21 protein-coding genes are annotated in these 22,596 nt (G+C 65.9%); 10 read left to right on the top strand and 11 right to left on the bottom strand.

Annotated elements, in window-relative coordinates; translation table 11 throughout:
- Positions 1–23: 23 nt before the first annotated feature.
- Positions 24–803 (top strand): 3-oxoacyl-ACP reductase, encoded by a 780-nt coding sequence (locus tag NG696_RS14220; RefSeq protein WP_252568471.1) that lies wholly within the window; start codon positions 24–26, stop codon positions 801–803.
- A 145-nt stretch (positions 804–948) separates the two neighbouring features.
- Here NG696_RS14220 and NG696_RS14215 read toward each other — a convergent pair whose 3' ends face one another.
- A complete protein-coding gene (locus NG696_RS14215) occupies positions 949–1,695 on the bottom strand; it encodes an SDR family NAD(P)-dependent oxidoreductase (RefSeq protein WP_252568472.1) in 747 nt (248 codons plus the stop codon).
- 225 nt (positions 1,696–1,920) lie between these two features.
- The gene (locus NG696_RS14210) at positions 1,921–2,796 is read right to left on the bottom strand and encodes an aminoglycoside phosphotransferase family protein (RefSeq protein ID WP_308291976.1); all 876 of its coding nucleotides are present in this window, start codon (positions 2,794–2,796) and stop codon (positions 1,921–1,923) included.
- Positions 2,797–2,908: 112 nt separating this feature from the next.
- On the opposite strand from NG696_RS14210, the gene NG696_RS14205 reads away from it, so the two are divergent.
- Positions 2,909–3,382 carry a GNAT family N-acetyltransferase gene (locus NG696_RS14205; RefSeq protein WP_252575919.1) on the top strand — a complete coding sequence of 158 codons (474 nt, stop codon included), beginning with the start codon at positions 2,909–2,911 and terminating at the stop codon, positions 3,380–3,382.
- A gap of 21 nt (positions 3,383–3,403) precedes the next feature.
- Here NG696_RS14205 and NG696_RS14200 read toward each other — a convergent pair whose 3' ends face one another.
- A complete protein-coding gene (locus NG696_RS14200) occupies positions 3,404–5,407 on the bottom strand; it encodes a vWA domain-containing protein (protein WP_252575918.1) in 2,004 nt (667 codons plus the stop codon).
- Positions 5,408–5,436: 29 nt separating this feature from the next.
- Positions 5,437–6,825, bottom strand: a complete 1,389-nt coding sequence (locus NG696_RS14195) for a sigma 54-interacting transcriptional regulator (RefSeq protein ID WP_252568476.1) — start codon at positions 6,823–6,825, stop codon at positions 5,437–5,439.
- A 91-nt stretch (positions 6,826–6,916) separates the two neighbouring features.
- Here NG696_RS14195 and NG696_RS14190 point away from each other — a divergent pair, with 91 nt between their 5' ends.
- Complete coding sequence (locus tag NG696_RS14190; protein ID WP_252575916.1) at positions 6,917–7,588, top strand: MSMEG_4193 family putative phosphomutase; 672 nt, start codon at positions 6,917–6,919, stop codon at positions 7,586–7,588.
- Between the two features lie 42 nt (positions 7,589–7,630).
- Positions 7,631–8,332, top strand: a complete 702-nt coding sequence (locus tag NG696_RS14185) for an SCO1664 family protein (protein ID WP_252575911.1) — start codon at positions 7,631–7,633, stop codon at positions 8,330–8,332.
- 55 nt (positions 8,333–8,387) lie between these two features.
- Here NG696_RS14185 and NG696_RS14180 read toward each other — a convergent pair whose 3' ends face one another.
- Entirely contained in the window at positions 8,388–8,693 is a 306-nt protein-coding gene (locus NG696_RS14180; RefSeq protein WP_252575910.1) for a hypothetical protein, read from the bottom strand.
- A 499-nt stretch (positions 8,694–9,192) separates the two neighbouring features.
- Here NG696_RS14180 and NG696_RS14175 point away from each other — a divergent pair, with 499 nt between their 5' ends.
- Positions 9,193–10,449 carry a hypothetical protein gene (locus tag NG696_RS14175; protein WP_252575909.1) on the top strand — a complete coding sequence of 419 codons (1,257 nt, stop codon included), beginning with the start codon at positions 9,193–9,195 and terminating at the stop codon, positions 10,447–10,449.
- A 114-nt stretch (positions 10,450–10,563) separates the two neighbouring features.
- On the opposite strand, the gene NG696_RS14170 is transcribed toward NG696_RS14175, so the two are convergent.
- From NG696_RS14170 to NG696_RS14160, 3 genes are all read right to left on the bottom strand, one after another.
- The gene (locus tag NG696_RS14170; protein ID WP_305884620.1) at positions 10,564–12,591 is read right to left on the bottom strand and encodes an ABC transporter ATP-binding protein; all 2,028 of its coding nucleotides are present in this window, start codon (positions 12,589–12,591) and stop codon (positions 10,564–10,566) included.
- Positions 12,588–14,336 (bottom strand): ABC transporter ATP-binding protein, encoded by a 1,749-nt coding sequence (locus tag NG696_RS14165; protein ID WP_252568507.1) that lies wholly within the window; start codon positions 14,334–14,336, stop codon positions 12,588–12,590. The genes NG696_RS14170 and NG696_RS14165 overlap by 4 nt, the downstream gene beginning before the upstream one ends.
- Positions 14,337–14,782: 446 nt before the next feature.
- Positions 14,783–15,238, bottom strand: a complete 456-nt coding sequence (locus tag NG696_RS14160) for a nucleoside deaminase (protein ID WP_252568508.1) — start codon at positions 15,236–15,238, stop codon at positions 14,783–14,785.
- A gap of 95 nt (positions 15,239–15,333) precedes the next feature.
- Here NG696_RS14160 and NG696_RS14155 point away from each other — a divergent pair, with 95 nt between their 5' ends.
- Complete coding sequence (locus tag NG696_RS14155; RefSeq protein ID WP_252575907.1) at positions 15,334–15,522, top strand: hypothetical protein; 189 nt, start codon at positions 15,334–15,336, stop codon at positions 15,520–15,522.
- Complete coding sequence (locus NG696_RS14150) at positions 15,519–15,713, top strand: helix-turn-helix transcriptional regulator (RefSeq protein WP_252568510.1); 195 nt, start codon at positions 15,519–15,521, stop codon at positions 15,711–15,713. The genes NG696_RS14155 and NG696_RS14150 overlap by 4 nt, the downstream gene beginning before the upstream one ends.
- Before the next feature lie 65 nt (positions 15,714–15,778).
- Here NG696_RS14150 and NG696_RS14145 read toward each other — a convergent pair whose 3' ends face one another.
- Positions 15,779–16,162, bottom strand: a complete 384-nt coding sequence (locus tag NG696_RS14145; protein WP_252568511.1) for a MarR family winged helix-turn-helix transcriptional regulator — start codon at positions 16,160–16,162, stop codon at positions 15,779–15,781.
- An 84-nt stretch (positions 16,163–16,246) separates the two neighbouring features.
- On the opposite strand from NG696_RS14145, the gene NG696_RS14140 reads away from it, so the two are divergent.
- A complete protein-coding gene (locus NG696_RS14140) occupies positions 16,247–17,791 on the top strand; it encodes an MFS transporter (RefSeq protein WP_252575906.1) in 1,545 nt (514 codons plus the stop codon).
- 38 nt (positions 17,792–17,829) lie between these two features.
- Here NG696_RS14140 and NG696_RS14135 read toward each other — a convergent pair whose 3' ends face one another.
- A complete protein-coding gene (locus NG696_RS14135; protein WP_252575905.1) occupies positions 17,830–18,228 on the bottom strand; it encodes a hypothetical protein in 399 nt (132 codons plus the stop codon).
- Between the two features lie 287 nt (positions 18,229–18,515).
- Here NG696_RS14135 and NG696_RS14130 point away from each other — a divergent pair, with 287 nt between their 5' ends.
- Both NG696_RS14130 and NG696_RS14125 read left to right on the top strand, forming a co-directional pair.
- Positions 18,516–20,159: an alkaline phosphatase D family protein gene (locus NG696_RS14130; protein WP_252575903.1), complete on the top strand. Its 1,644-nt coding sequence runs from the start codon at positions 18,516–18,518 to the stop codon at positions 20,157–20,159.
- A complete protein-coding gene (locus NG696_RS14125) occupies positions 20,156–21,466 on the top strand; it encodes an alkaline phosphatase family protein (protein WP_252575901.1) in 1,311 nt (436 codons plus the stop codon). The genes NG696_RS14130 and NG696_RS14125 overlap by 4 nt, the downstream gene beginning before the upstream one ends.
- Before the next feature lie 263 nt (positions 21,467–21,729).
- On the opposite strand, the gene NG696_RS14120 is transcribed toward NG696_RS14125, so the two are convergent.
- A complete protein-coding gene (locus tag NG696_RS14120) occupies positions 21,730–22,479 on the bottom strand; it encodes a hypothetical protein (protein ID WP_252575900.1) in 750 nt (249 codons plus the stop codon).
- Positions 22,480–22,596: the final 117 nt, after the last annotated feature.

Here is a 22,596-nt window from a genome sequence, read left to right as displayed (position 1 = left end):
CCTCACCACAAAAGGAAGAAAAAATGATTGAAGTAATTTCCAACCGCCTCAAGGGACGCAGCGCTGTCATCACCGGCGGCGCCAGCGGCATCGGACTGGCCACAGCCCGCCGCTTCGCCGCAGAAGGCGCCCACGTGGTCATCGCCGACCTGGACCCCACCGCTGGGCAGCGCGCAGCCGACGAGGTGGGCGGCCTCTACGTGAAGGTGGATGTCACCAGCGAAGAGGAAGTAAAGAACCTCTACGCCGTCACCAATGAAACGTACGGAAGCGTGGACATCAGCTTCAACAACGCCGGAATCTCGCCGGCAGACGATGCCTCAATCATCGATACAGGAATCGATGCGTGGCGCAGGGTCCAGGAAGTGAACCTGACCTCCGTTTTCTACTGCTGCAAATACGCCCTCCCTTACATGCAGGCGCAAGGGAAGGGCTCAATCATCAATACTGCGTCGTTCGTTGCGGTCATGGGTGCTGCCACTTCTCAGATCTCCTACAGCGCATCCAAGGGCGGAGTGCTGGCCATGAGCCGGGAACTCGGCGTCGAATTCGCCCGACAGGGAATCCGGGTCAACGCACTCTGCCCGGGACCCGTCAACACGCCCCTGCTGAAGGAACTCTTCGCCAAGGATCCCGAGAAGGCAGCCCGCCGCCTCGTCCACGTTCCCTTGGGCAGGTTCGCTGAACCGGAAGAACTGGCAGCAGCAGTGGCCTTCCTCGCCAGCGACGATTCATCCTTCATCACCGCGTCAACCTTCCTGGTTGATGGCGGCATCGCAGGCGCTTACGTAACACCCGAGTGACGGCCAGGCCTTCTGCGTGGACCCGATCGCGTTCTGGCGCGGCGTGACCATTGAGGACTAGCGACTCTTGCTCCTGGATCGGGGGCGTCGCAGATTACTTAGTGAACGACGGCGGGAGGCACCCGCCGTCGTTCACTTTCGTTTGTCAGGCGTCGGTATGGGCGACGTTGCTGGAGAGTTCGCGGTGGGCGTCGGCCTGGACCTGGAGGGCCTTGCCCCGGGCCTCGAAGGCGCCCACGGCGTCGGCGCCGACGGCGAACCGCGGCGGGGGCTCGTCCAGTTCGGCCAGCTGGATCAGCGCGTCGGCGAGCTTGGCCGGGTCCCCGCCCTGCAGGCCGTTCATGCCCTTCCAGCCGGCAACGGTCTGCGCGGTGCGTTCGGCGTAGTCCCCGATGGTGGCTTCCGCGTAGCTGGTGGATTCCGGCGTGAGCAGCTCGGTGCGGAAGAACCCCGGCTCCACGATCATGGAGCGGATGCCGAACGGTGCCACCTCGGGGGCCAGCGATTCCGCCCAGCCCTCCACGCCGAACTTCGACGCGGCGTAGGCGGACAGGAACTCCCCGCCCGCCAGGCCAGCGGTGGAGGAGATGGTGACCACCAGGCCGGAGCGATGGGCGCGCAGGACAGGCAGGGCCGCGCGGGTGACGTTCATGGGTCCGAACATGGTGGTTTCGATCTGTGCCCGGAAGTCCGCCGGAGTGATTTCCTCGAAGAACCCGGCGTAGAAGTTACCGGCGTTGTTCACCAGGACGTCGATCCGGCCGAACCGATCCACGGCTGCCTGGATGGCGGCAGCCGCGGAGACGGAAGCAGTCAGAACGACCTGCTCCGGAAACGCCGGGTAGCGGAAGGGCGAGCCACCTGGATCACTGGTATTGCTCCGGGGAGCCATGCGCCCAACACGGCCAGCGCACTAATTCAGGTTGTTATCCGCCGTTTCCCGCCCGCCCTCAGCTAAGTGGACGCTCCCATTTCAATCTCCTCGGCGAGGCCGTCCACGCCATATCTCATGCTTGCGGATCGCTCTTGAGGGGTCAATAGTCCCCGCCACCGCCATTGATGATAACGACGGCGGGACCCTCCGCCGTCGCTACCTTCAGTGTGGAGGTTCCCCAAGTCAGCCTTCCAGGACCTGCCTGATCCCGAACTCGCCTACGGCGAACATCCGCGGATTGTCGTCGGAGTTGCTCAGCATGGCGGTGGACAGGATGAGAGCCCAGCCCCGGGCCCTCATCCAGGTGTCCCCTTCCAACGCAGGGCCAAAGGCGTCGATGAAGCGGTGGCGGGCGCCGGCGTCGAACATCAGCCATACCACCGCAAGATCGACGGCCGGGTCCCCTGCCCCGACATCGCCGAAATCGATGATGCCGGCCAGCGAGCCGTCGTCCGCCAGCAGGATATTGCCCGGGTGAAGGTCCCCGTGGAGCATCATCGCCGGACCATCCCAGGCATTAGCGGCGCAGGCCTGCGCCCATACGGCGCCGAGTGCTGCTGCCTGAGGGTAACGTTCGCGGTCCCCGAGCCGTTCCACCACCGCCGAGTCACGATCTTTCAGCGGCACGCCGCGGAAAGGATTCACGGGGACGCCGGTTTCGGCGGGCGCGTGGAGCGACAGGAGGAATTCAGCCAGGCCTTCAGCGGCCGGCCCGCGCTCAGCTGGGTCGACGTCGGCCGCGGCTGCGCCAGGGATCCACCGCACGATGCTCCACGGCCAGGGAAAGTCCGACGTCGGCCGGCCGGCATGGACGGGCACAGGAACCGCCACCGCGGAGCGGCGGGCTATGTCGGGAAGGTATCGCTGCTCATGCAGTATCAGCGGCACGGCCTCCGCCCTGCGCGGCAGCCGGACGGCCAGCTGATCGCCGAGCCGGAAGGTCGCGTTGTCCCAGCCATTCGCAACCCGCACTAGAGCAAGATCCGCAAGGTCGGGCCGCTGGTCCCGGACGAGTCCCTGGACGACGGCGTCATCCACTTCCACCGTGGCTGGTGGCATTCCCGCCATTCAGAGACCCGCCTTCCTTGTCCTCAATGCAATCCGGCCCTTCCCTTGTCCGAATATAGTTCAGGTCCCAGGGAGCGGATGGGGCACCGGTAAATTGGAGGCGATGATTCACATTGCGAAGGACGACCCCACACGAGCGGATGTCCATGAACTACTGAGCGAGCACCTGGCAGACATGTTCGCCACGTCGCCCGCCGAAAGTGTGCACACGCTGGACCATTCTGCGCTGTCCGCACCGTCGATCACGTTTTGGACGGCCCGCGAGGAAGATGAGCTCCTTGGCTGCGGCGCGCTCAAGCTCCTCGATTTCCCGGACAGCCCGGCGAAACATGGCGAGATCAAGTCCATGCGCACCGCAGCGGGGGCGCGTGGGCGAGGGGTGGCGACGCTCATGCTCCGGCACATCCTGGACGAAGCCCGGACCCGAAACTTCGGGCACATTTACCTTGAGACAGGAACCGAGGACTACTTCGCTCCCGCTCGGCGCCTGTATGTCCGCAACGGTTTCAGCGAGTGCCTTCCCTTTGCCGACTATGTCCTGGATCCCAACAGCGTGTTTATGGAACTCCGCCTGTAAGAATCAGTGCCGAACAGCCTTCTATTTGGCCCAGTCGGCGTCGTCGTAGGGGCGGCCGCGGAAGTGGGCGCGGAGGTACTCCCCCACCACGGCAGCCCCCAGGTCACCGACGTCGGGCGCCACCACCCGGCCGCCTACCCGGCGCGCCATGCGCTGGACGAACCGCTCGAGGCCGGGATCGTCGCCGAGCCGGAAGAACGTGACCTGTGTGCCGGCACGCCCCAGGCGGTCGAGCTCGGCCACGGTAATCCGGATGGTCTCCGGGTGCGGCGGGTAGTCGAACCAGGTCTCACCGTCGCCCAGCAGGTGCGCGGTTGGTTCGCCGTCGGTCACCACTAGGAGGACGGGCTGCATGGACGGGTGCTTGCGGAAGAACCGGCCCGCCAGCAGTAGGCCGTGGTGCAGATTGGTTCCCTTGTTCTGGAAGGGCGGCAAGGCGGTGAGCTCGCCGATGTCCGTGGTCTGCGCGTAGCGGCCGAACGTGATCAGCTGCAGCCGGTCGCCGCGGAAGCGCGTTGAAATGAGGTGGTGCAGGGCGAGCGCGGTGCGTTTCATGGGCACCCAGCGTCCTTGGGCGGCCATCGAGAAGGACACGTCCACCAGCAGGACGACGGCGGCCTGGGTGCGCGCCTCAGTTTCCGCCACCTCGATGTCGTCTGCGGCGAGGCGCAGTCCGCTGCCCGGGTCGCCGCCGTCGGCAATGGTGCGGCGGATCGCGTTGGTGATGGTTCGCGTGACGTCCCACGGCTCGGCGTCGCCGAACTCCCAGGGGCGGCTGGAGCCCGTCTGTTCCCCGGCCGCCCCGGCAACGCGCGTGTCCCGGCGCCCCTGCCGGCTGGACAGTTGCTTGGCGGTATCCCGCAGCAGCGCCCTCCCGAGCCGCCGCATGGACTGCGGTGACAACCGGAGATCCCCGTCCGCCCCGCGGTGGAGGTACCCGCCGTCGTGCATTGCCTTCTCGATTTCCGCGAGGGTGCGCGCCGTGACGGCGGCATCCTGCCCGAGTTGGCGGGCCAGGGCGTCGAGGTCCAGGTCGTCCAGGCTGGACCCGTTGTAGGACTGGGAGAGCTGTTCGGACAGCTCGTCCAGCTCGGCGAGGTCCTGCAGCACGCCGGTGCCGTCGCCCAGGCCGAGCCCTTCCTCACCTTCGAAGCGTTCGGATCCGGTCCAGTCCTCGCCGGGGCGCAGGGCGCGCAGGGTGTCGTCGAGTTGGCCGAGCTGGGCCATGAGTTCGGGCGAGCCGAACGCCTGGGCGGAGAGGTTTATCAGTTCCTCCCGCTGTTCCTTGGACATGGACTGCAGCATCCGCTGGGCGGCTGCCGCGCGCTGGGCGAGGGCGTCGATCAGCTCCTCGACAGACTGTGGATTCTCGGGGAAGAAGTCGCCGTGCTTGGCCATGAAGTTCTGGAAGTCCGCGTCGGTGTCCTCGCCGCGCCGGTGTTTGTCGAGGAGTTCGTTGAGGTCCTGCAGCATCTCGTTGACGGCCGCACGGTCCTCGTCCGTGGCGTTCTCGAGCGCTTGCTTCATGCCGGCGAACCGCTGGTCAAGGACCTCGCGGCCCAGCAGGTCCTTGATCCGCTCGTACGCTTCCCGTGCCGTGGTCGACTGCCAGTCGTAGGAGGCCAGTTCGTTGACGGCCGCCGCCGTGGACCGGGGCAGGTTCTGCAGCTGCATCTCCCGGAAGGATCGGTCGGTGTTGTCCATCATGGCGTCGCGGGCCAGCTGTTTGCGCTCCTCCAGCACCGCAGTGTCCAGCAGTTTCTGGATCTCGTTGAGGGTGCCGTCCAGGTTGTGCCGGCCCAGAAGGTCCTTGCGGCGCCGCTGGACCCGGGCGGCGAGGTCGTCCAGGCCTTCGCGGCTGCGGCCGCCGCGGCGCAGGTACTCCTGCAGGGCGCGCCGGGGCGAGTAGCCGGCCATGACGTCCTCGGCCACGGCGTCAAGTGCTTCGGCCAGGTCCACCGGCGGGGCGAGCGGATCCGGTCCGCCCCGGTACCGGCTGTACCGGGATCGGTTGTGAACGCTCATGGCCCTCCTGTCCTCAGCTGTGGAACTTCTTAGCCGTAAACCGTCGCCTCGTCGTCGGACTCTTTGGCGATCCGCCGGGCGAGGTAGAGGCCTTCCAAAGCGAGTTCGACGGCGGCGGCTCGCTGCCCGTCGTTCGTGGCACCCAGGCGCTCACTGATTTGGTCGTAGAGGCCGGAGCCGTTGAGGGACGGGAGGTTCGCCAGGAACTCCCGCGCGGTAACCAGTTCCCCGGTGGTCACCGTGGTGTGGCCGTCGAGCGCGGCCACAAGTTGGCCCATATCGATGCCGTGGAAGTGCGCCCGCACGGCTTCCGCGGTGGCCATGCGCAGGAGATGGTCGAGGATTTCCTGTTCACGCCCTTCCTCACCGGATTCGAACTCAATCTTGCCGCCAAGGACTTCCACCGCCGCGTCCAGGTCGATGATCCGGGCCACCGCCTCGTCCTCGCCGCGCACGCTGGCCCGGCGAAGGGCTGCCGCGGCGACGGTTTCGGCGCCCGCGATCGCGAACCGGGCGGACACCCCTGAGGTCTGGTTGATCGCCGGGGACTGCCGCAGGGCCCGGGTGTAGCGGGCCAGGATCTCGAGGATGACGGGCGGGACGCCGGCCACCAGGTGCCCCTCCTGCTTGATGACGGCCACCTCGTCGTCGAGCTCCAGGGGGTAGTGGGTGCGGATCTCGGCGCCGAAGCGGTCCCGCAGCGGCGTGATGATCCGGCCGCGGTTCGTGTAATCCTCCGGGTTGGCGGACGCGACCACAAGGACGTCCAGCGGCAGCCGCAGCACGTAGCCGCGGATCTGGATGTCGCGTTCCTCCATCACGTTGAGCATCGAGACCTGGATGCGCTCGGCGAGGTCGGGCAGCTCGTTGATGGCGATGATTCCGCGGTTGGAGCGCGGGACCAGTCCGTAGTGGATGGTTTCCGGGTCGCCGAGGCGCCGGCCCTCGGCCACCCGCATCGGGTCGATGTCGCCGATCAGGTCGGCGACGGAGGTGTCCGGCGTCGCGAGCTTTTCGACGTACCGTTCGGAGCGATGGCGCCACGCCACCCGCAGCCGGTCCCCCTCGGTGAGGGCGCGGGCACGGGATTGCTCCGTGATGGGTTCGTACGGGTGTTCGTTGAGTTCCGAATCCTCGATTACGGGCGACCACTCGTCCAGCAGCCCGGCCAGGGTGCGCAGGAGCCGGGTCTTGCCCTGTCCCCGTTCGCCGAGCAGGACCACGTCGTGCCCGGCGAGCAGGGCACGCTCCAGCTGGGGCAGGACGGTCCGGCTGAAGCCAAACATCCCGGGCCACGGATCGCGGCCGGCGGCGAGCGCGGCGAGCAGGTTGTCGCGGATTTCGCGGCGCAGGTCCTTGTGCACGTGGCCGGAGGCACGCAGTTCACCAACAGTGAAGATATCGGGGCGATCACTCACCCCTCCACCGTAGACCTCCACCGGGCGGGGAATCGAGGGATTTGTTGAGATTCCCTGCTCACTCGGCGCCGTGCGCCTTACGCTTAGGCTGATGACTGCAGCCACGCCGCCGGAATCGCCGGCACCTCCTTCGGGTGCGTCTGGCACCCTACTCCTTTTGGTGCGCCATGGGGTGACGCCGACCACGGGCAGGGTGCTGCCCGGGCGGGCACCGGGGCTGCATCTGTCCGACGCCGGCCGCGCCCAGGCTGAAAAGGTCGCAGAGCGTCTCGGGGACCTCCCGCTCGATGCCATCTATTCCTCGCCGCTGGAGCGCGCCGTTGAGACGGCGGAGCCGACGGCGGCGCGCACAGGACGGGACGTGACGCACGACGACGGCCTGCTCGAATGCGATTTCGGCGACTGGACCGGGGCTGGTTTGGCGGACGTAGTCGCCCTGCCGGAGTGGCAGACCGTTCAGCACAGTCCGTCGGCCTTCCGCTTCCCGAACGGCGAGAGCTTCACGGAAATGCAGGCGCGGATTGTTGGATCGCTGGAGGCACTGCGCACGGCCCACGTTGGTGGCGTGGTGGTGTGCTTCTCCCACGCCGATCCCATCAAGGCCGCCGTCGCCCACGCCCTGGGTACGCCCCTGGACCTGTTCCAGCGGATCACCATCAGCCCGGGCTCGGTGTCGGCCATCTTGTTTGTGGAGGACCAGTCGCCGGCCGTGCTGATGGTGAATTCGACGTCGGAACCGCTGAGTGGGCTGAGAGGGCCGTGAGTGGGGGCTACCGGTGGGACAGACGATGAAACGGGGCAGACGGTGTCCGGCCGTGAGCTGACCCTGCTCTGCGAGGGAAGCGTGGAACTGGTGGGGCGAATCCCGCGCAGCAGTAACGAGACGTTCCTCGTCGAGGTCTCCCGCGGGGAGGCCTCAGCGTATGCGGTCTACAAGCCGGAAGCCGGGGAACGGCCGCTGTCCGATTTCGACCCCGGACTCTACCGGCGGGAACGCGCCGCCTACCTGCTCAGCGAGTCGCTGGGGTGGGGCCTCGTGCCGCCGACGGTGATCCGCGAGGAGGCGCCGTTGGGGGTCGGTTCGCTGCAGTGGTTCATCGAGTGCGACTTTCAAGAGCATTACTTCACGCTGTACGCCGACGCCCCCGAGACCCATCGCGAGCTGGCCCGCATCGCCCTGTTCGATTACGTCACCAACAACACCGACCGTAAAAGCGGGCACGTGCTGCGCGGCGATGACGGCCGGGTGTGGGGCATCGACCACGGACTGTGCTTCTCGGCCAGCTTCAAGCTGCGCACCGTGATCTGGGACTTCGCCGGTGAACCCATCCCGGACGCCCTGCTCGAGGACATAGCACCGCTGGCAGAGGCCGCGCCTCCCAACGTGGCCGAGCTCCTCGACGACGACGAGGTCACCGCCCTGGAGCGCCGGGTGCAGCGCCTGCTGCGCGAAGGGGTACTGCCGGTTGACCGCACCGGCATGCGCTACCCGTGGCCGCTGGTTTGACCGCCCTCTCGGGCCGCAATGAAGTGGTTCGGCGGGAACCCCGGATACTCAGTGGTCAGCCCGCACCCTCACCCTCGCGGGCCACTTCCTCCAGGATCCTTGCAGTGGGCGCTGCCGTCATCAGCTGCCCTATCACCTCGGGCTTGTCCCACACCTCGCTGCGGAGCCGTTCCAGAAAGACGGTCGCAGCATCCTTGGTGTCGAAGTCAAGGAGAACGGCCACGCTGTTCGGGTCGTCCGTATCCCGGAACAGGCGGACAGATCTGGCGCCCGAGGCGGCGCGGCCTGCAGGATCGGTGTCGAATACTTTCTTGAAAGCCTCGTAGTCCCGGACTGGATAGCTGATCTGCAAGGTGAACATCGTTGTTCCTTTCCCTGGGTCTGTGACAGATCAAAGATAGGCCTTCCAGCGTCATCCCGGTAGGGCCGGCGAGAAGGCCTTAGACCGGTGATGCGTTGCCATCCTGGCGCGTGTATCCGGGCCCCTGCAGCCCCGACCAGCCGTCATCGGATGCGAGGCGAATGCGCGCAGCGGCACGACCAAATGGGAGTTCATTAGTCCTCCACAGATATCTCGTTGCGTAGTCCGCGGCACTGGAGCAGGCATTACTTCGTATGCCCGTCGGACTATGCCGTCAGCGCCCTCATCTCTCGATGATTCGCGCGCGGGGACAGCTCTCCACAGCCCAAGACGACTTTGAACGCCATCCACCGCAGAGCTTCGGCCTGGGCGTGGTCTGCGCTAAGCAGTCGGCCCAGCCGAGATGCAGGGGTCACCGGCACTGCCACCGTCAGCAATTCCTGGTCCGCACTGTTCTAATCTGGTGCGTATGTCCGTTGCGAGTAGTAATCTCCCTGCATTGACCCTCGTCGTCGAAACATCCGACGGAGTAATGGTCCGGGATGTCCCGAATGCTTCGCTGCTTCCGCCAGATCTTGAAGTGGGGCCCGCTGCAGAGGATTCCACAAGGGTTTCAGCCGCCCGGTGGGGTTTGCCAGATTTCGTATTCCTCCCCGAACAACAGCGCCAGGGGGCTGGTGTCCGGGAGCGGGGCGACGGGCTTGTTGTTGCGGACGGCATTGCAGCGCTAATCCAGGTGAAGGCCCGTAACGCTGAACCAGGCACCCCGGACCGGGAAGCGAGCTGGCTGACGAGTGCTATCACCAAAGCCATCAAGCAGGCGAAAGGCAGCATCCGCCACCTTGCTCACCGTCGGGAAAACCTGACGAGCGGGAGGGGGAGACGCGTTGAGATTGATGGTGGACTATTTCAATGGATTGCAGTCGTCATCGTTGATCACCCGGCTCCCCCTGCTGGATTTGTTCCTTCGCTGGAGGAAGCCGGCGCCATACCGTGCGTTGTTCTACTCAGGCGCGACTGGGAGTTCCTGTTCGAGCACCTGAGGTCCACCAGGTCTGTACTGCACTATTTGCAGCGTGTAGCTGGTGAGACGGCAGAACTAGGTGCCGAGCCAAGCCGGTACATGCAGGTGGCCCTGGCCGACTTGCAGGCAGAGGCCAAAGAAATGCCTGAGAAACTGCGTAGCCTGGCCGGTCTCGAACAGGATGCACCCGTCGTTTCAACGCCGTATGCGCCCCTGGAAGCCGCGGATGATGGCGCGCTGCTCTTCCGCATCATCATGGAAGACGTGGCCACAACTCACATGGGCGAGAGCACCGAGGCAGACCGGCTGAAGCTGCTGACGTCCTTGGACACCGTCCCGGCTGCGTACCGGCCCGAACTTGGTCGAGTCCTCTTGAAGTTCATGAGCACCATTTCCCGTCACCGGGGTTCAAGTATCAAGACAGAAACCCGGGTTTTTGTACCGCATCCCGGCGACCAGTGCCCGATCGTCTTCATCGTTGCCTCAAAGCTCGATTCCATGATGAGGAACCACCTGTTCTTAAGGACGCAACTGCATCACGAAGACTACTGGCGGAGCATCGGAGGAGTCCCCGGATCCACAATTGGAGTATTGCTCACGCCAAGCAGCAGCGCCAAGCGTCAATGGGACACATCGACGGTCTGGCTAGATGGAGAACAAGCATTTGATGCCCAGCAAGTCGCTAAGATCAGGCAGTACATCAACAGTGGGTTGCAGCGTAGTGCCCGATAGATGGTCGTTCGGTTGGATCGTGCAGCGGCTGTGCCCCGGAACGGGTGGAGGCGAAGAGCGGCCCTTTTCAGTGTCGTTTTCTTGGCGCGCATGAACTTCACCCTGAATGCCGGCCTAAACCTCCGCCACAGGAGCCGCGAACTGCGCCTCATACAGCCTCGAATACGCCCCGCCCGCGGCCAGCAACGACGCGTGCGTTCCCTGCTCCACGATCTGGCCGGCCTCCATCACCAGGATAAGGTCGGCGTCGCGGATCGTGGACAGGCGGTGCGCGATCACAAAAGAAGTCCGGTCGGACCGCAAAGCCCGCATCGCCTTCTGCACCAGCACCTCGGTCCGGGTGTCCACCGAAGAAGTCGCCTCGTCCAGGATCAAAACAGAAGGCCGCGCCAAAAAAGCACGCGCAATCGTCAAAAGCTGCTTCTCACCGGCGGACACATTCGAACCCTCGTCCTCCAGCACGGTGTCGTACCCCTCCGGCAGGGAGTGCACGAACCTGTCCACATACGTCGCCCGCGCCGCCTCCAGGATCTCGTCCTCCGTAGCCGTAGGCCGGCCGTACGCAATGTTGTCCCGGATGGTCCCGCCGAACAGCCACGTATCCTGCAGCACCATCCCGAGTCGCGAGCGCAGCTCGCGCCGGGGCACTGAGGTGACGTCCACGCCGTCGAGCGTTATCCGGCCCGCATCCAGCTCGTAGAACCGCATCATCAGGTTCACCAGCGTGGTCTTGCCCGCCCCGGTCGGCCCCACAATCGCGACCGTCTGCCCCGGCTCCGCCACCAAAGAAAGCGAAGAAATCAGCGGCTTGTCCGGCGAGTAGGAGAACGAGACGTCCTCAAACACCAGCCGGCCACGCCCAAAACCAGCAGCACCACTAGGAGGATCAGCAGACTCCTCCGGCTCATCCAACAACGAGAACACCCGCTCCGCCGACGCCACCCCGGACTGCAGCAGGTTGGCCATGGACCCCAGCTGCGCCAGCGGCATGGTGAACTGCCGCGAGTACTGGATGAACGCCTGCACATCGCCCAGCTGCATGGCCCCGGACGCCACCTGCAGGCCGCCCACCACCGCGATCCCCACGTACACCAGGTTCCCGATGAACGTCATGGCCGGCATGATCAGCCCGGAAATGAACTGCGCGCCGAAGCTCGCGTCATACAGCTCCACGTTCTTCTGCCGGAACCGCTCCTCCACCTCGCGCTGCCGGCCGAACACCTTCACCAGCGCATGTCCGGTGTACGTCTCCTCGGTCTGCCCGTTCAGCTCCCCCGTGTGCTTCCACTGCGCCACAAACAGCTTCTGCGAGCGCTTGGCGATCAGCGCCGTGATGCCCAGCGTCAGCGGCACGGTCACCAGCGCAATCAGCGCCAGCGTGGGCGAGAGGATGAACATCATCACCAGCACGCCCACCACGGTCAGCACCGACGTGACCGCCTGGCTGATGGACTGCTGCAGGCTCTGCGAAATGTTGTCCACGTCGTTCGTCACCCGGCTCAGCAGCTCGCCGCGCTGGATCGAATCGAAATACCGCAGCGGCAGCCGGTGGATCTTCGCCTCGATCTCCTCGCGCAGCCCGAACACCGTCCGCTGCACCACCCCGTTCAGCACATACGCCTGCACCCACATAAACGCCGACGCCAGCACATACAGCACCAGCGCCCACAGCAGCACACTGGACAGCGCCGCGAAGTCGATCCCCTGCCCCGGCGTCAGCGCCATGGGCGTGAGCATGTCCGCCTTCTGGTTCTCCCCAGCGGCCCGCAGCTGCGCGATCAGCTCCGCCTTGCTCACCCCGGCGGGCAGCTCCCGCGACACTACTCCCGCGAAAATCAGGTTAGTGCCCTCCCCCAGCAGCCGCGGCCCGATCACCGACAGCGTCACGCTGGCCACCCCCATGATCAGCACCAGCAGCAGCCACGCCCGCTCCGGCCGCAGCGTACCCAGCAGCCGCTTGGCCGACGGCCCGAAGTTCATGGCCTTCTCCGCCGGGACGTTCATCCCCGCGAACGGTCCGCCGCGTCCCGGTCCACCCGCCGGTCGGGGGATGCGTACGACGTCGGCAGTCCCGGTTTTCGAGCCGGGTGCGGTTCCAGCGTTGGAACCAGCGCCCGACGACGGCCGGTGCGGCGTGCTCATACCGTCTCCTCCGCTGCCAGCTGGGAGGAGACGATCTCCCGGTACGTCTCGGACGTCTCCAGCAGCCCGCGGTGCGTTCCGCGCCCCACGATCCTGCCGTCGTCGAGCACTAGGATCTGGTCGGCATCCACGATGCTGGACACGCGCTGGGCGATGAGTACCAGGGTGGCGCCGGCGGTGCTGCGCTTGAGGGCCTGACGCAGGCGGGCGTCGGTGCCGGTGTCCAGCGAGGAGAACGAGTCGTCGAAAATGTACAGCTCGGGCCGTTTCACCAGGGCCCGGGCGATGGCCAGCCGCTGCCGCTGGCCACCGGAGACGTTGGTGCCGCCCTGGGAGATGGGCGCGTCCAGCCCGCCCTCCATCTCCTCGACGAAGTCCCGGGCCTGGGCGATCTCCAGGGCGGTCCAGAGCTCGTCCTCGGTGGCGTCCGGCTTGCCGTACTGCAGGTTGCTGCGGACGGTGCCAGTGAACAGGTAGGGCCGCTGCGGCACCAGGCCGATGTGCCCCCAGAGGAGGTCCGGGTGCAGTTCGCGGACGTCCACGCCGTCCATCCGGACCGAGCCGGTGGTGGCGTCAAACAGGCGCGGCATGAGGTTCACGAGGGTTGTCTTGCCGGCACCCGTGCTGCCGATGATCGCCGTCGTCTGCCCTGCCTTGGCGGTGAAGCTGAGCCCGGAGAGGACGGGCTGGTCGGCACCCGGGTAGGCGAATCCGACGTCGCGCATTTCCAGCTCCCCGCGGCGCCGCCCGCCGGACGGAACCGCGCTGCTCACTGGCTTTAGCGGCGGCCGCACGCTCGACTCGGTGCCCAGCACCTCGCCGATCCGGTCCGCCGAGACCGCGGCGCGCGGGATCATCACGGCCATGAAGGTGGCCATCATGACGGACATCAGGATCTGCATCAGGTAGCTGAGGAACGCGATGAGCGTGCCCACCTGCATGGAGCCGTCCTCGATCCTGAATGAGCCGAACCAGATCACGGCCACGCTGGACACGTTCAGCACCAGCATCACCACGGGGAACGCGAGCGCCATCAGCCGGCCGGCACGCAGCGCGGTGTCCGTGACGTCCTCGTTGGCCTGGGCGAAGCGGGCGGTCTCGATGTCCTCGCGGACGAACGCGCGCACCACGCGGATGCCGGTGAGCTGCTCGCGGAGCACCCGGTTCACGGTGTCGATCCGTTTCTGCATCTTCCGGAACAGCGGCACCATCCGGGTGATGATCAGCCCGACGCCGATCATGAGCACGGGCACGGCGACGGCGATCAGCCAGGACAGCTGCACGTCCTGCCGGACGGCCATGATCACGCCGCCGATGGCGAGCATGGGCGCGGCCACCATCATGGTGGCGGCCATCAGCACCAGCTGCTGGACCTGCTGGACGTCGTTGGTGGAGCGGGTGATCAGGCTGGGCGCGCCGAACTTCGTGACTTCCTGCTCGGAGAACTCCCCCACACGGGTGAAGATGGCGCCGCGCAAGTCCCGGCCCACGCCCATGGCCGCCTTCGCCCCGAAGTACACGGCAATCACGGCGCAGATGATCTGCAGCAGCGTGATTTCCAGCATCAGGGCGCCCAGGCTGAGGATGACGCCGGTGACCCCCTTGGCCACGCCCTCATCGATGATGTCCGCGTTCAGGGTGGGCAGGTACAGCGACGCGATGGATTGCGCCAGCTGGAAAATCACGACGGCGATCAGCAGCTGACGGTGCGGCCGCAGGTATTCAACAAGCAGTTTCCAGAGCATGGCGGCTCCAAATGGTTCTGTCCCGCTGGTGTTCGAGCTGGAGGTGGTGCGAAGGTCAGTTTACGTCCGGTGGCTGGGATTCATCCGGGCGGGCGACGGGGAAAATGGGCCGGTTCTCCGACAGCGTATTCGCCATGCCTGCGGGGGCGCCTACTGTGCGTGCTGTCCGGCGAGGTGGACGTATAGGCCCGTCGGGAAGCTCATACGCCAGCCCGCCCACCACCACCACCGCGGGGAGGCCGGTCAGGACAAGGACCCAGACGGGCCTCCCCCGCAGCCGCGCTCACACGGCTGTGGCCGCTAAGGCGAGCGCGCCGAGAGGCTGGCAAAAAGGAGAAGAACGCCTGCGGTGCAGGACCGCCACAGCCCACAGGCGTATGAATGCGCGGCACGCGATAGCTTTGGCCGGGTCTGATCTATTTCACCGGCGCTCCTTTGTGCCTGGACTACTCGGCGATGTCCTCCGCCCATAGTTCAGGGTGTTCGTCCTGGAAGGTGCGCATCATCTCAACGCATCGGACATCATTCAACACCACCACTTCGACGCCGCGTGAGCGGAGAAGTTCGAATTCGCCGGAGAACGTCTCGGCCTCGCCCACCACCACGCGCGGAATCTTGAATTGGATAATGGTCCCGGTACACATCGCACACGGCGCTAGGGTGGTGTAGAGGGTTGTGTCCCGGTAGCTCTTCTGGCGTCCGGCAGCCCGCAACGCAGACATCTCGCCGTGGGCGATTGGATCGCCATGCTGGACACGCTCGTTGTGACCGCTGGCAATGACGACCCCGCCCCGGGCCAAGGCAGCACCGATCGGGATGCCGCCCTCTCGGAGGCTCTTTTGTGCGGCCTCGTAGGCAGCCTCGAAGACCGGGTCTGTGATGGTTCGTTCAGTTTCGGACATGGGTGCAGTCTAAATCGCGCGCGTCGAAGAATTGTTGGTGGCCGCTGAAGGCTTGACCTCGAGGCTTCACGCGATTTCTCCGGGGAATTGATGAGTTGCAGCGGAAGATCATCCAGGATGCGCGGGTGGTCACCTTCGGACTGGGGTGGGTCGGCGGATTCGCCTATGTCGTCGCGGACGCTGCCGGCCTCGTCGCGTACGACGTCAATCTCGCGGGCTTCCCCACGCTCCTGGGCGTCGTCCACCTGGTCACCTTCGCCGTCGGCATGATCAGGTACCGATGAAGAACCGCCTCACAGACCTTCGGACCGAACGCGCCTGGACGCAGGCCGACCTGGCTCAGCGTGTCAGCGTGTCGAGGCAGACAATCAACGCAATCGAAACAGGAAAGTTCGACCCGAGCCTCCCAGTCGCCTTCCGCCTCGCTAAGCTGTTCGACCTGAAGATCGAAGAGATCTCCATCGACGATCACTGACGCGCCATTTCAAATCCGCGACCTCGGATGACGAAGAGCCCGGCCAGGACGGCAAGGGCTGACGGTTAGTCTTTGCCCAGGTTTTCCCTGAGCAGGGCGCGGTGCTCGATGGCGGCTTGCCTGTGGAGCGCGCGGCCGGCCTCGGTGAGTTCCAGGTACAGTGAGCGCCGGTCATCTTCACAGGACTGGCGGGAAATCAGTCCGGCTTTGTCGAGCCGGTCCACCACCTTGGACATGGCGCTCTGGGTCATAGGGGTGCGCTCACCGAGTTGCTTCATGCGGCATGCCGCATCGGCGCTTTCGGCCACGAGGTCCAGGATTTCAAACTCTGTCAGGCCGATGCTGAACTTCGACTCCAGCGCACGCTCCAGCGCCCCCGCCGTGTGGAAATACGTGGTCTGGATACTGCGCCATTGCTCAACCAACTGGCGGTCCTGCGGTTTTGCCATGCAGCGATTCTAGTTCATGACCAATTAAAAGTCCACGTCATAATATTCCTTGTCATTCAATGACGTGTCATATAAGTTGTTGCCATGACTTCAACTTCCACCCTTGAAAGAACAGCCGGAGACCGGCTTACAGCTGTGCGTTGGACCCGCGCACAATGGATGCTCCTCCTGGTCCTGTGCACCGTCCTGGCACTCGACGCACTGGACGTATCAATGGTCGGCGTGGCCCTGCCCTCGATCGGCAACGAACTTCATCTCGGAACCGAATCCCTCCAGTGGATCGTCTCCGCCTATGTGCTCGGCTACGGAAGCCTGCTCCTGCTGGGCGGACGAATGGCGGATCTGCTCGGCCGGCGGCGCATCTTCCTGATTGCGCTCAGCGTTTTCGCCGCAGCATCCCTGCTCGGCGGGCTGGTGGATGACCCGGCCCTGCTGATCGCCACCCGTTTCGTCAAGGGCCTGGCCGCCGCATTCACGGCTCCCGCTGGCTTCTCGATCATCACCACCAACTTCGCTGAAGGGCGCGAACGCAACCGCGCCTTGTCCATCTTCACCACGTTCGGCGCCAGCGGATTCTCCCTCGGCCTGGTTGTAGGCGGCCTCATGACCGCCCTGAGCTGGCGCTGGACCTTCCTGGTCTCCGTTCCGGTGGCAGTCGCCGTTGTGATCCTTGGCCTGAGGTACATCCCCCGGGACGGAGCCGCAGGCCAGGCTGCCAACGGGGAGCAGGAGAGCGGGCATGACGTCTGGGGCGCCATCACGCTCGCGGCCGGCATGCTGGGGCTCGTGTACACGCTGGTAGCGGCCCCGGGGAACGGCTGGGGATCTGTGGCAACTATCGCCGGATTCGTGGCCTCCGCCGGGGTGCTGGCAGCGTTCGGCGTGATCGAAAACCGCGTCAGGCACCCCCTGATCCGGTTCAGCATCCTCAAGGAAGGCTGGGTTGCCCGGGCCAACCTCAGCGCCGTGGGGCTGTTCGGTTCCTACCTGAGCTTCCAGTTCATCCTGACGCTCTACCTGCAGTCTGTACTGGGATGGAGCCCCCTTGGCATGGCCCTGGCGCTGCTCCCGACCGGCCTGCTGGTTGCCTCAAGCGCACCGTTCGCGGACCGGCTCATCGAGAGATTCGGCGCCCCGCGGCTGATCCTGACCGGTCTGGCGGCGTTGACGCTCGGATACGTGCTGTTCCTTCGTGTGGGTACCTCGCCCAATTACGTGACCGACATTCTGCCGTCCGTCCTGCTCCTGGGCGTCGGTTTCGCCCTGGCCTTCCCGTCCATCAATGTCCAGGCCACCGCAGGCATCCGGGATGCCGAGCAAGGTTTGGCCGCAGGCCTGATCCAGACCAGCACCCAAGTCGGCGCCGCCCTGGTACTTGCCGTCACCACGGCAATGGTGAGCGGTCACGGCAATGCGCCCGAACCAGGTGCCGCCGTCAATGCGGCCGCGATGCTGGAACAGTACCGACCGGGCTTGATCCTGAGCGCCGCGGTGGCTGTGGCTGCTCTTCTAATTGCCGCGACGCCCAGGCTATCGCCGGGTAAAAGGCGGGAGCCGGGAGTTCAAACCGACGGGCGTCCAGAGGATTCCACAACGAGCGTTGAGGAACTGGCTGAACTAAGCAAGTGACAGCAGCCGACGCCGGCCCAACCGCGTTGAAGCCAGCGCTACTCTTCGATCTCGCCGCCGAACGCGCGCAGGTGCTGCCGGAACGTGATGGTCGCATCCGAGTTCCGGGCTGCGAGGTACTCCCCCAGGCGGGCCTGGGTCCGGAACGTGGTGCCCAGGTTCATCTTCGCGGCCTGGGAACGTTCGGTGTCGCGGATCGTGGCTGCCACGTCCGCGACGTCGGCGGCGCGGCTGAGCGGAATGAACAGGGCACCGTCGTCGTCGCTCAGGACGAAGGCCTCGGCGGTGACGCCGTGCTCGCCGCACGTTGCGGACTCCAGCGCGGCGGGGTCGCGTGGATCGAGTCGCGTGGATCGAGCCGCTGCGGGCCCACCGGCAGTGCCCCCTGGCTGAAGACCGGCAGCCGGATGGTCCGCAGCTCGCTCTCTGCCAACCATTCAGACGGCAAGGTCTAACTGTTCCCCGCAGAGCTCATCATTCGCCGGTCCTGCGTATGCGCCAGTGGATTGAAGTCCCTGGGCCAGTGACTGGGCCGGCACGGCGGGCCTCGTCAATCCACTGCGGATGCCAACCAGCGAGGGGATGTGCGCGAAGAACCTCTCGCTTCCCTAGCGCTGGCTAAGCCAGGATACGGACTGCGCCACGGAAAACACTGGGTGAACGTCTGGCTAACCACGTCAAAAAGCCGCCCCTTGACCCTTTGAGCGTGCGGATACTGGAAGGCATGACTAACTTTACTCGTCGTCAAGTTCTGCGCTCAGCAGGGGTTGCTGCCGTGGCTGGGGCCATGGTCTCCAGCACCGCAGCAAGTGGCTTTTCCGCCTCCCAGGGCGGCGTCTTCTGCCACGGGGTCGCCTCGGGAGACCCGATGGCGGACAGCGTGCTGCTTTGGACCCGCGTGACGCCAGCGCCCGCAGCGCTGCCAGGCACCGGGCTGGGCCCGGATGTGTCCGTCGGCTGGGAAATCGCTGCGGACGCTGGCTTCAAGAAGATCGTGGCCAGGGGTACTGCCGCCACCGGCGCGGCCCGGGACCATACGGTCAAGGTCGTCGCGGGCCGGCTGGCCCCCGCCACCAACTACTGGTATCGCTTCAAGCTGGGACAGGCCGTATCGCCAGCGGGCCGTACGCGCACCGCCCCGGCAGCGGGTGCGGCCGTGGACCGGCTGAAGTTCGGCGTCGTGTCGTGCGCCAACTGGCAGGCGGGCTACTTTTCGTCCTACCGCCATCTCGCCGCGCGCGGCGACCTCGACGCCGTGCTTCACCTCGGCGACTACCTCTACGAATACGGGCCCGGCGAATACCAGGCGCGCAACGTCGTCGTCCGCCCCCACGAACCCGCCCACGAAATGACACAGCTGGCGCACTACCGGCGCCGTCACGCCCAGTACAAAACCGACCCTGACCTGCAAGCCCTGCACGCCGCCGCCCCGTTCGTCGTGACCTGGGATGACCATGAATCGGCCAACGACACCTGGAAGGGCGGCGCCGAAAACCACACCGAGGGCACCGAAGGCGCGTGGAGCGAACGGATCGCCGCCGCGCACCAGGCGTACGCCGAGTGGATGCCCGTGCGCTATGAGCCGGGGGGCCAACTGTACCGCCGCCTGGACTTCGGCTCCCTGGCCAGCCTGTCCATGCTGGACCTGCGCTCCTACCGTGACCAGCAGGCCGCCAGCGGTGCGGATCCCTCCGTCAGCAGCCCCGCCCGCACTATCACCGGCGCCGCACAGATGGAGTGGCTGCTGGGCAACCTCAAGTCCACAGGCCCGCAATGGAAGCTGGTGGGCAATCCCGTCATGATTGCGCCCGTCCGCGTTCCCTCGACCCTGAACACCGCAGAGCTGGCCGGTGTGCAGAAGCTGATGGGCGGGACGAGCATCAGCGGCGTGCCTTATAACGTGGACCAATGGGACGGCTACGAGGCGGACCGCAACCGCGTGGTCCGCCACCTGCGGGATAACGCCGTCAAGGACACTGTGTTCCTCACCGGCGACATCCACTCCGGCTGGGCCTGCGACATCCCCGCGGATCCGGCCAGCTACCCGGCCACCGGCGATTCCGTGGCCGCGGAACTCGTCTGCACTTCCGTCACGAGCGACAACCTCGACGACATCCTGAACGTTCCGCCCCGGACCGGATCCGTCGGCGTCGAGAACGCCATCAAGGCGGCCAACCCGCACGTGAAGTACCTGGACTTCGACTCTCACGGCTACTCCGTCCTGGACGTAACAGCCGCCGGCGTTCGGATGGACTGGTACGTCCTCGCTGAACGCACCTCCGCCAGCTCAGGAGCCACGCTGTCCACATCATTCAACGTCCAGGCCAACTCCGGCAAAGTCACCCCGACGCAGGGAGGACTCCAGTGAGCCGTTCACCGCAGCAGGGCACGCCCGCCAGCAGCAGACTTCCGACGCCGGGACGCCGGCAGTTCCTGCAAATCGCCGCCGCCGGCGGGGCCGCCGTCGTCCTTTCAGCGGCACAGGGCACCGCCTGGGCTGCCCCCGCCGCTGGACGAACGCGAAGCTACGTGCTGGTGGTGGACGGCTGCCGGCCCGATGAGATTACGCCCGCACTGACTCCGAGGCTGGCTGCACTGCGCGATGCAGGCACCAATTTCCCCGCGGCACGTTCGCTTCCGGTGATGGAGACCATCCCCAACCACGCCATGATGATGACGGGTGTCCGCCCGGACCGCTCGGGCGTGCCAGCCAACTCCATCTTCGACCGGACCGACGGCGTTGTCCGCGACCTCGACCGGTCCACGGACCTGCACTTCCCGACCCTCCTGGAGCGGCTGCAGGAGCTCGGCCTGACGACCGGCTCCGTGCTTAGCAAGAAGTACCTTTACGGCATCTTCGGTGCCCGCGCCAGCTACCGGTGGGAACCCCAGCCGGTGCTTCCGGTGACCGGCCACGCGCCCGACGCCGCCACCATGGACGCCCTGCTGGCCATGGTGAGCGGGCCGGACCCGGACTTTGTGTTCACCAATTTGGGCGACATCGACCGCGTAGGCCACTCAGACGTTTCCGGAACAACGCTGCGGGCGGCGCGCGAGGCTGCCCTGGCGGAAACAGACCTGCAGGTAGGGCGTTTCATCGACCACCTCAAGAACGCCGGCAAATGGGACTCCAGCGTGGTGATGGTGCTTGCCGACCATTCCATGGACTGGTCCATCCCCAGCAACCTCATCTCGATCAACCTCATCCTCCAGTCCCGTCCGGAGCTGCAGTCGAACATCACGATTGCCCAGAACGGCGGCGCGGACCTGCTCTACTGGACCGGCCCCGAACCGGACCGCATGGCCGGACTGGCCGCCGTCGAACAGCTGGTCAGATCGCATGAGGGCGTGCTCTCGGTCAACAAGCCGGCGGACCTGCGGCTGGGCCACGAGGCCGGAGACCTGGTGGCCTACTGCCGGGCGGGCTGGCGCTTCTCCGACCCGTACGTCGCGTCCAACCCGATCCCTGGCAACCACGGTCACCCCGCCACAGAGCCCATTCCCTTCTTCATATCAGGCGGCAGCCCGCTGGTAGTGAAAGGATCGGTGTCCTCCGAGGCTGCCCGGACCATCGACGTCGCGCCCACCGTTGGCAGCATCTACGGGCTCAAGTCCCCGGCAGGTGGCTACGACGGCACGGGCCGGGTCTCTGCCCTGACGAAACCGCGCAACTGAGGACGCACCGATAGGCTCTGCTGCCTGACTGGTGGTTCCCATCCGCGGTCTCGCCGTCGTCCCCCCCTTTTTGGTTTTTGGTTGGAAGCCCCCACGCGAGTTGGACTCGAGCGCGGGGGCTTCCGGGTTTCGGTGGGGGGCCCGAAACCGGGATCAATCTATCGAATCTACCCGGACGCAAGGACGGAAAACGCTGTCTCGCCCAAATCTTGTGTGAACCTTGAGCCGGCCCGCATCGAGCCGGGCAGCCTAACCCCAGGCGCCTAATCCGCTGGCCGCAATGAGGTGATCATCCGCTTGATGTCCCGGTACTCCGCAGTCTCCGCGTACTTCTTGGCCTGCTCCAGATACGGCAGGGACTCGGCCCCTGGCGTCACGTTGTTCCCAGGGTTGTAGAACGCACCGAACATCGCTGCGGTGGGTGGCCAGGTGAAGAAGTGGAAGATGGCGCACGCCGAGTCGCCCGTGGGCGCCGCCCACGCGATGCCGTAGGCCGCGGCCGGCGTGTTGGCCGGACCCGGCGCAGCGTCGTTGCCGCGGGTCTCAAAAACAAACCAGGGCGCCGCGCCGCCCTGCGCAAGCAGCGGCAATTCTTCAGACTCCAGCACCTCGTACGGGAACCGCTCCAGGCACATGGACCCGGTGGCCATGTTGGTCCGGAGCGTCGCCAGCGGCTTGCCTGCCTGGTTGGTCACCTCGGCGAAGGCGCCGCCGCCCTCCGGCAGTTCGCCGGCCGGGTCCCGGACGCTCCACGCGGCCGGGTGTTCGAACGTCAGTTGGCCGTCTGCCGTGGTGTAGCTGGACCAGGCGGCCGACGCCGGTGCGGTGCCGGTGGCGCTCGGCGAGACTGTCGTCGTTGGCACGGCAGTGGTAGTTCCGGTGGCCGCGGAGGTGACGGTGGGGCTGGGACTTGCCGTCGCCGTTGGTCCTGCCTGCGGGCCGCACCCCGCCAGCAGCACCGCCATCAGAATAGCTAGGGGAATTGCCGCGCTTCGCGTGGCCGGACTGCGCATCACACCCTCCTTTGGGCCTGACCTTGTTGGTCCTTAAATTGTCATGCTGCCGGCCGCACAAGGATCCAACGGCGGCCCGATTGGCACCGAACCGTTGCGGGGATAACGAACGGATCC

Origin of the sequence: Pseudarthrobacter cellobiosi (genome assembly GCF_023913755.1) — a bacterium.
GTDB lineage: Bacteria > Actinomycetota > Actinomycetes > Actinomycetales > Micrococcaceae > Arthrobacter > Arthrobacter cellobiosi.
The sequence above is the reverse complement of the archived record's forward strand: the minus strand, read 5'-3'. Positions and strand labels throughout refer to the sequence as shown.

Bases quoted from the DNA above. Each gene is read 5' to 3' on its own strand.
- NG696_RS14145 (WP_252568511.1), bottom strand. From the start codon at position 16,162: ATGGCAAAACCGCAGGACCGCCAGTTGGTTGAGCAATGGCGCAGTATC.
- NG696_RS14215 (WP_252568472.1), bottom strand. From the start codon at position 1,695: ATGGCTCCCCGGAGCAATACCAGTGATCCAGGTGGCTCGCCCTTCCGC.
- NG696_RS14180 (WP_252575910.1), bottom strand. From the start codon at position 8,693: ATGTTCACCTTGCAGATCAGCTATCCAGTCCGGGACTACGAGGCTTTC.
- NG696_RS14120 (WP_252575900.1), bottom strand. From the start codon at position 22,479: ATGCGCAGTCCGGCCACGCGAAGCGCGGCAATTCCCCTAGCTATTCTG.
- NG696_RS14210 (WP_308291976.1), bottom strand. From the start codon at position 2,796: ATGCCACCAGCCACGGTGGAAGTGGATGACGCCGTCGTCCAGGGACTC.
- NG696_RS14150 (WP_252568510.1), top strand. From the start codon at position 15,519: ATGAAGAACCGCCTCACAGACCTTCGGACCGAACGCGCCTGGACGCAG.
- NG696_RS14160 (WP_252568508.1), bottom strand. From the start codon at position 15,238: ATGTCCGAAACTGAACGAACCATCACAGACCCGGTCTTCGAGGCTGCC.
- NG696_RS14190 (WP_252575916.1), top strand. From the start codon at position 6,917: ATGACTGCAGCCACGCCGCCGGAATCGCCGGCACCTCCTTCGGGTGCG.
- NG696_RS14220 (WP_252568471.1), top strand. From the start codon at position 24: ATGATTGAAGTAATTTCCAACCGCCTCAAGGGACGCAGCGCTGTCATC.
- NG696_RS14205 (WP_252575919.1), top strand. From the start codon at position 2,909: ATGATTCACATTGCGAAGGACGACCCCACACGAGCGGATGTCCATGAA.
- NG696_RS14165 (WP_252568507.1), bottom strand. From the start codon at position 14,336: ATGCTCTGGAAACTGCTTGTTGAATACCTGCGGCCGCACCGTCAGCTG.
- NG696_RS14200 (WP_252575918.1), bottom strand. From the start codon at position 5,407: ATGAGCGTTCACAACCGATCCCGGTACAGCCGGTACCGGGGCGGACCG.
- NG696_RS14140 (WP_252575906.1), top strand. From the start codon at position 16,247: ATGACTTCAACTTCCACCCTTGAAAGAACAGCCGGAGACCGGCTTACA.
- NG696_RS14130 (WP_252575903.1), top strand. From the start codon at position 18,516: ATGACTAACTTTACTCGTCGTCAAGTTCTGCGCTCAGCAGGGGTTGCT.
- NG696_RS14170 (WP_305884620.1), bottom strand. From the start codon at position 12,591: ATGAGCACGCCGCACCGGCCGTCGTCGGGCGCTGGTTCCAACGCTGGA.
- NG696_RS14135 (WP_252575905.1), bottom strand. From the start codon at position 18,228: ATGGTTGGCAGAGAGCGAGCTGCGGACCATCCGGCTGCCGGTCTTCAG.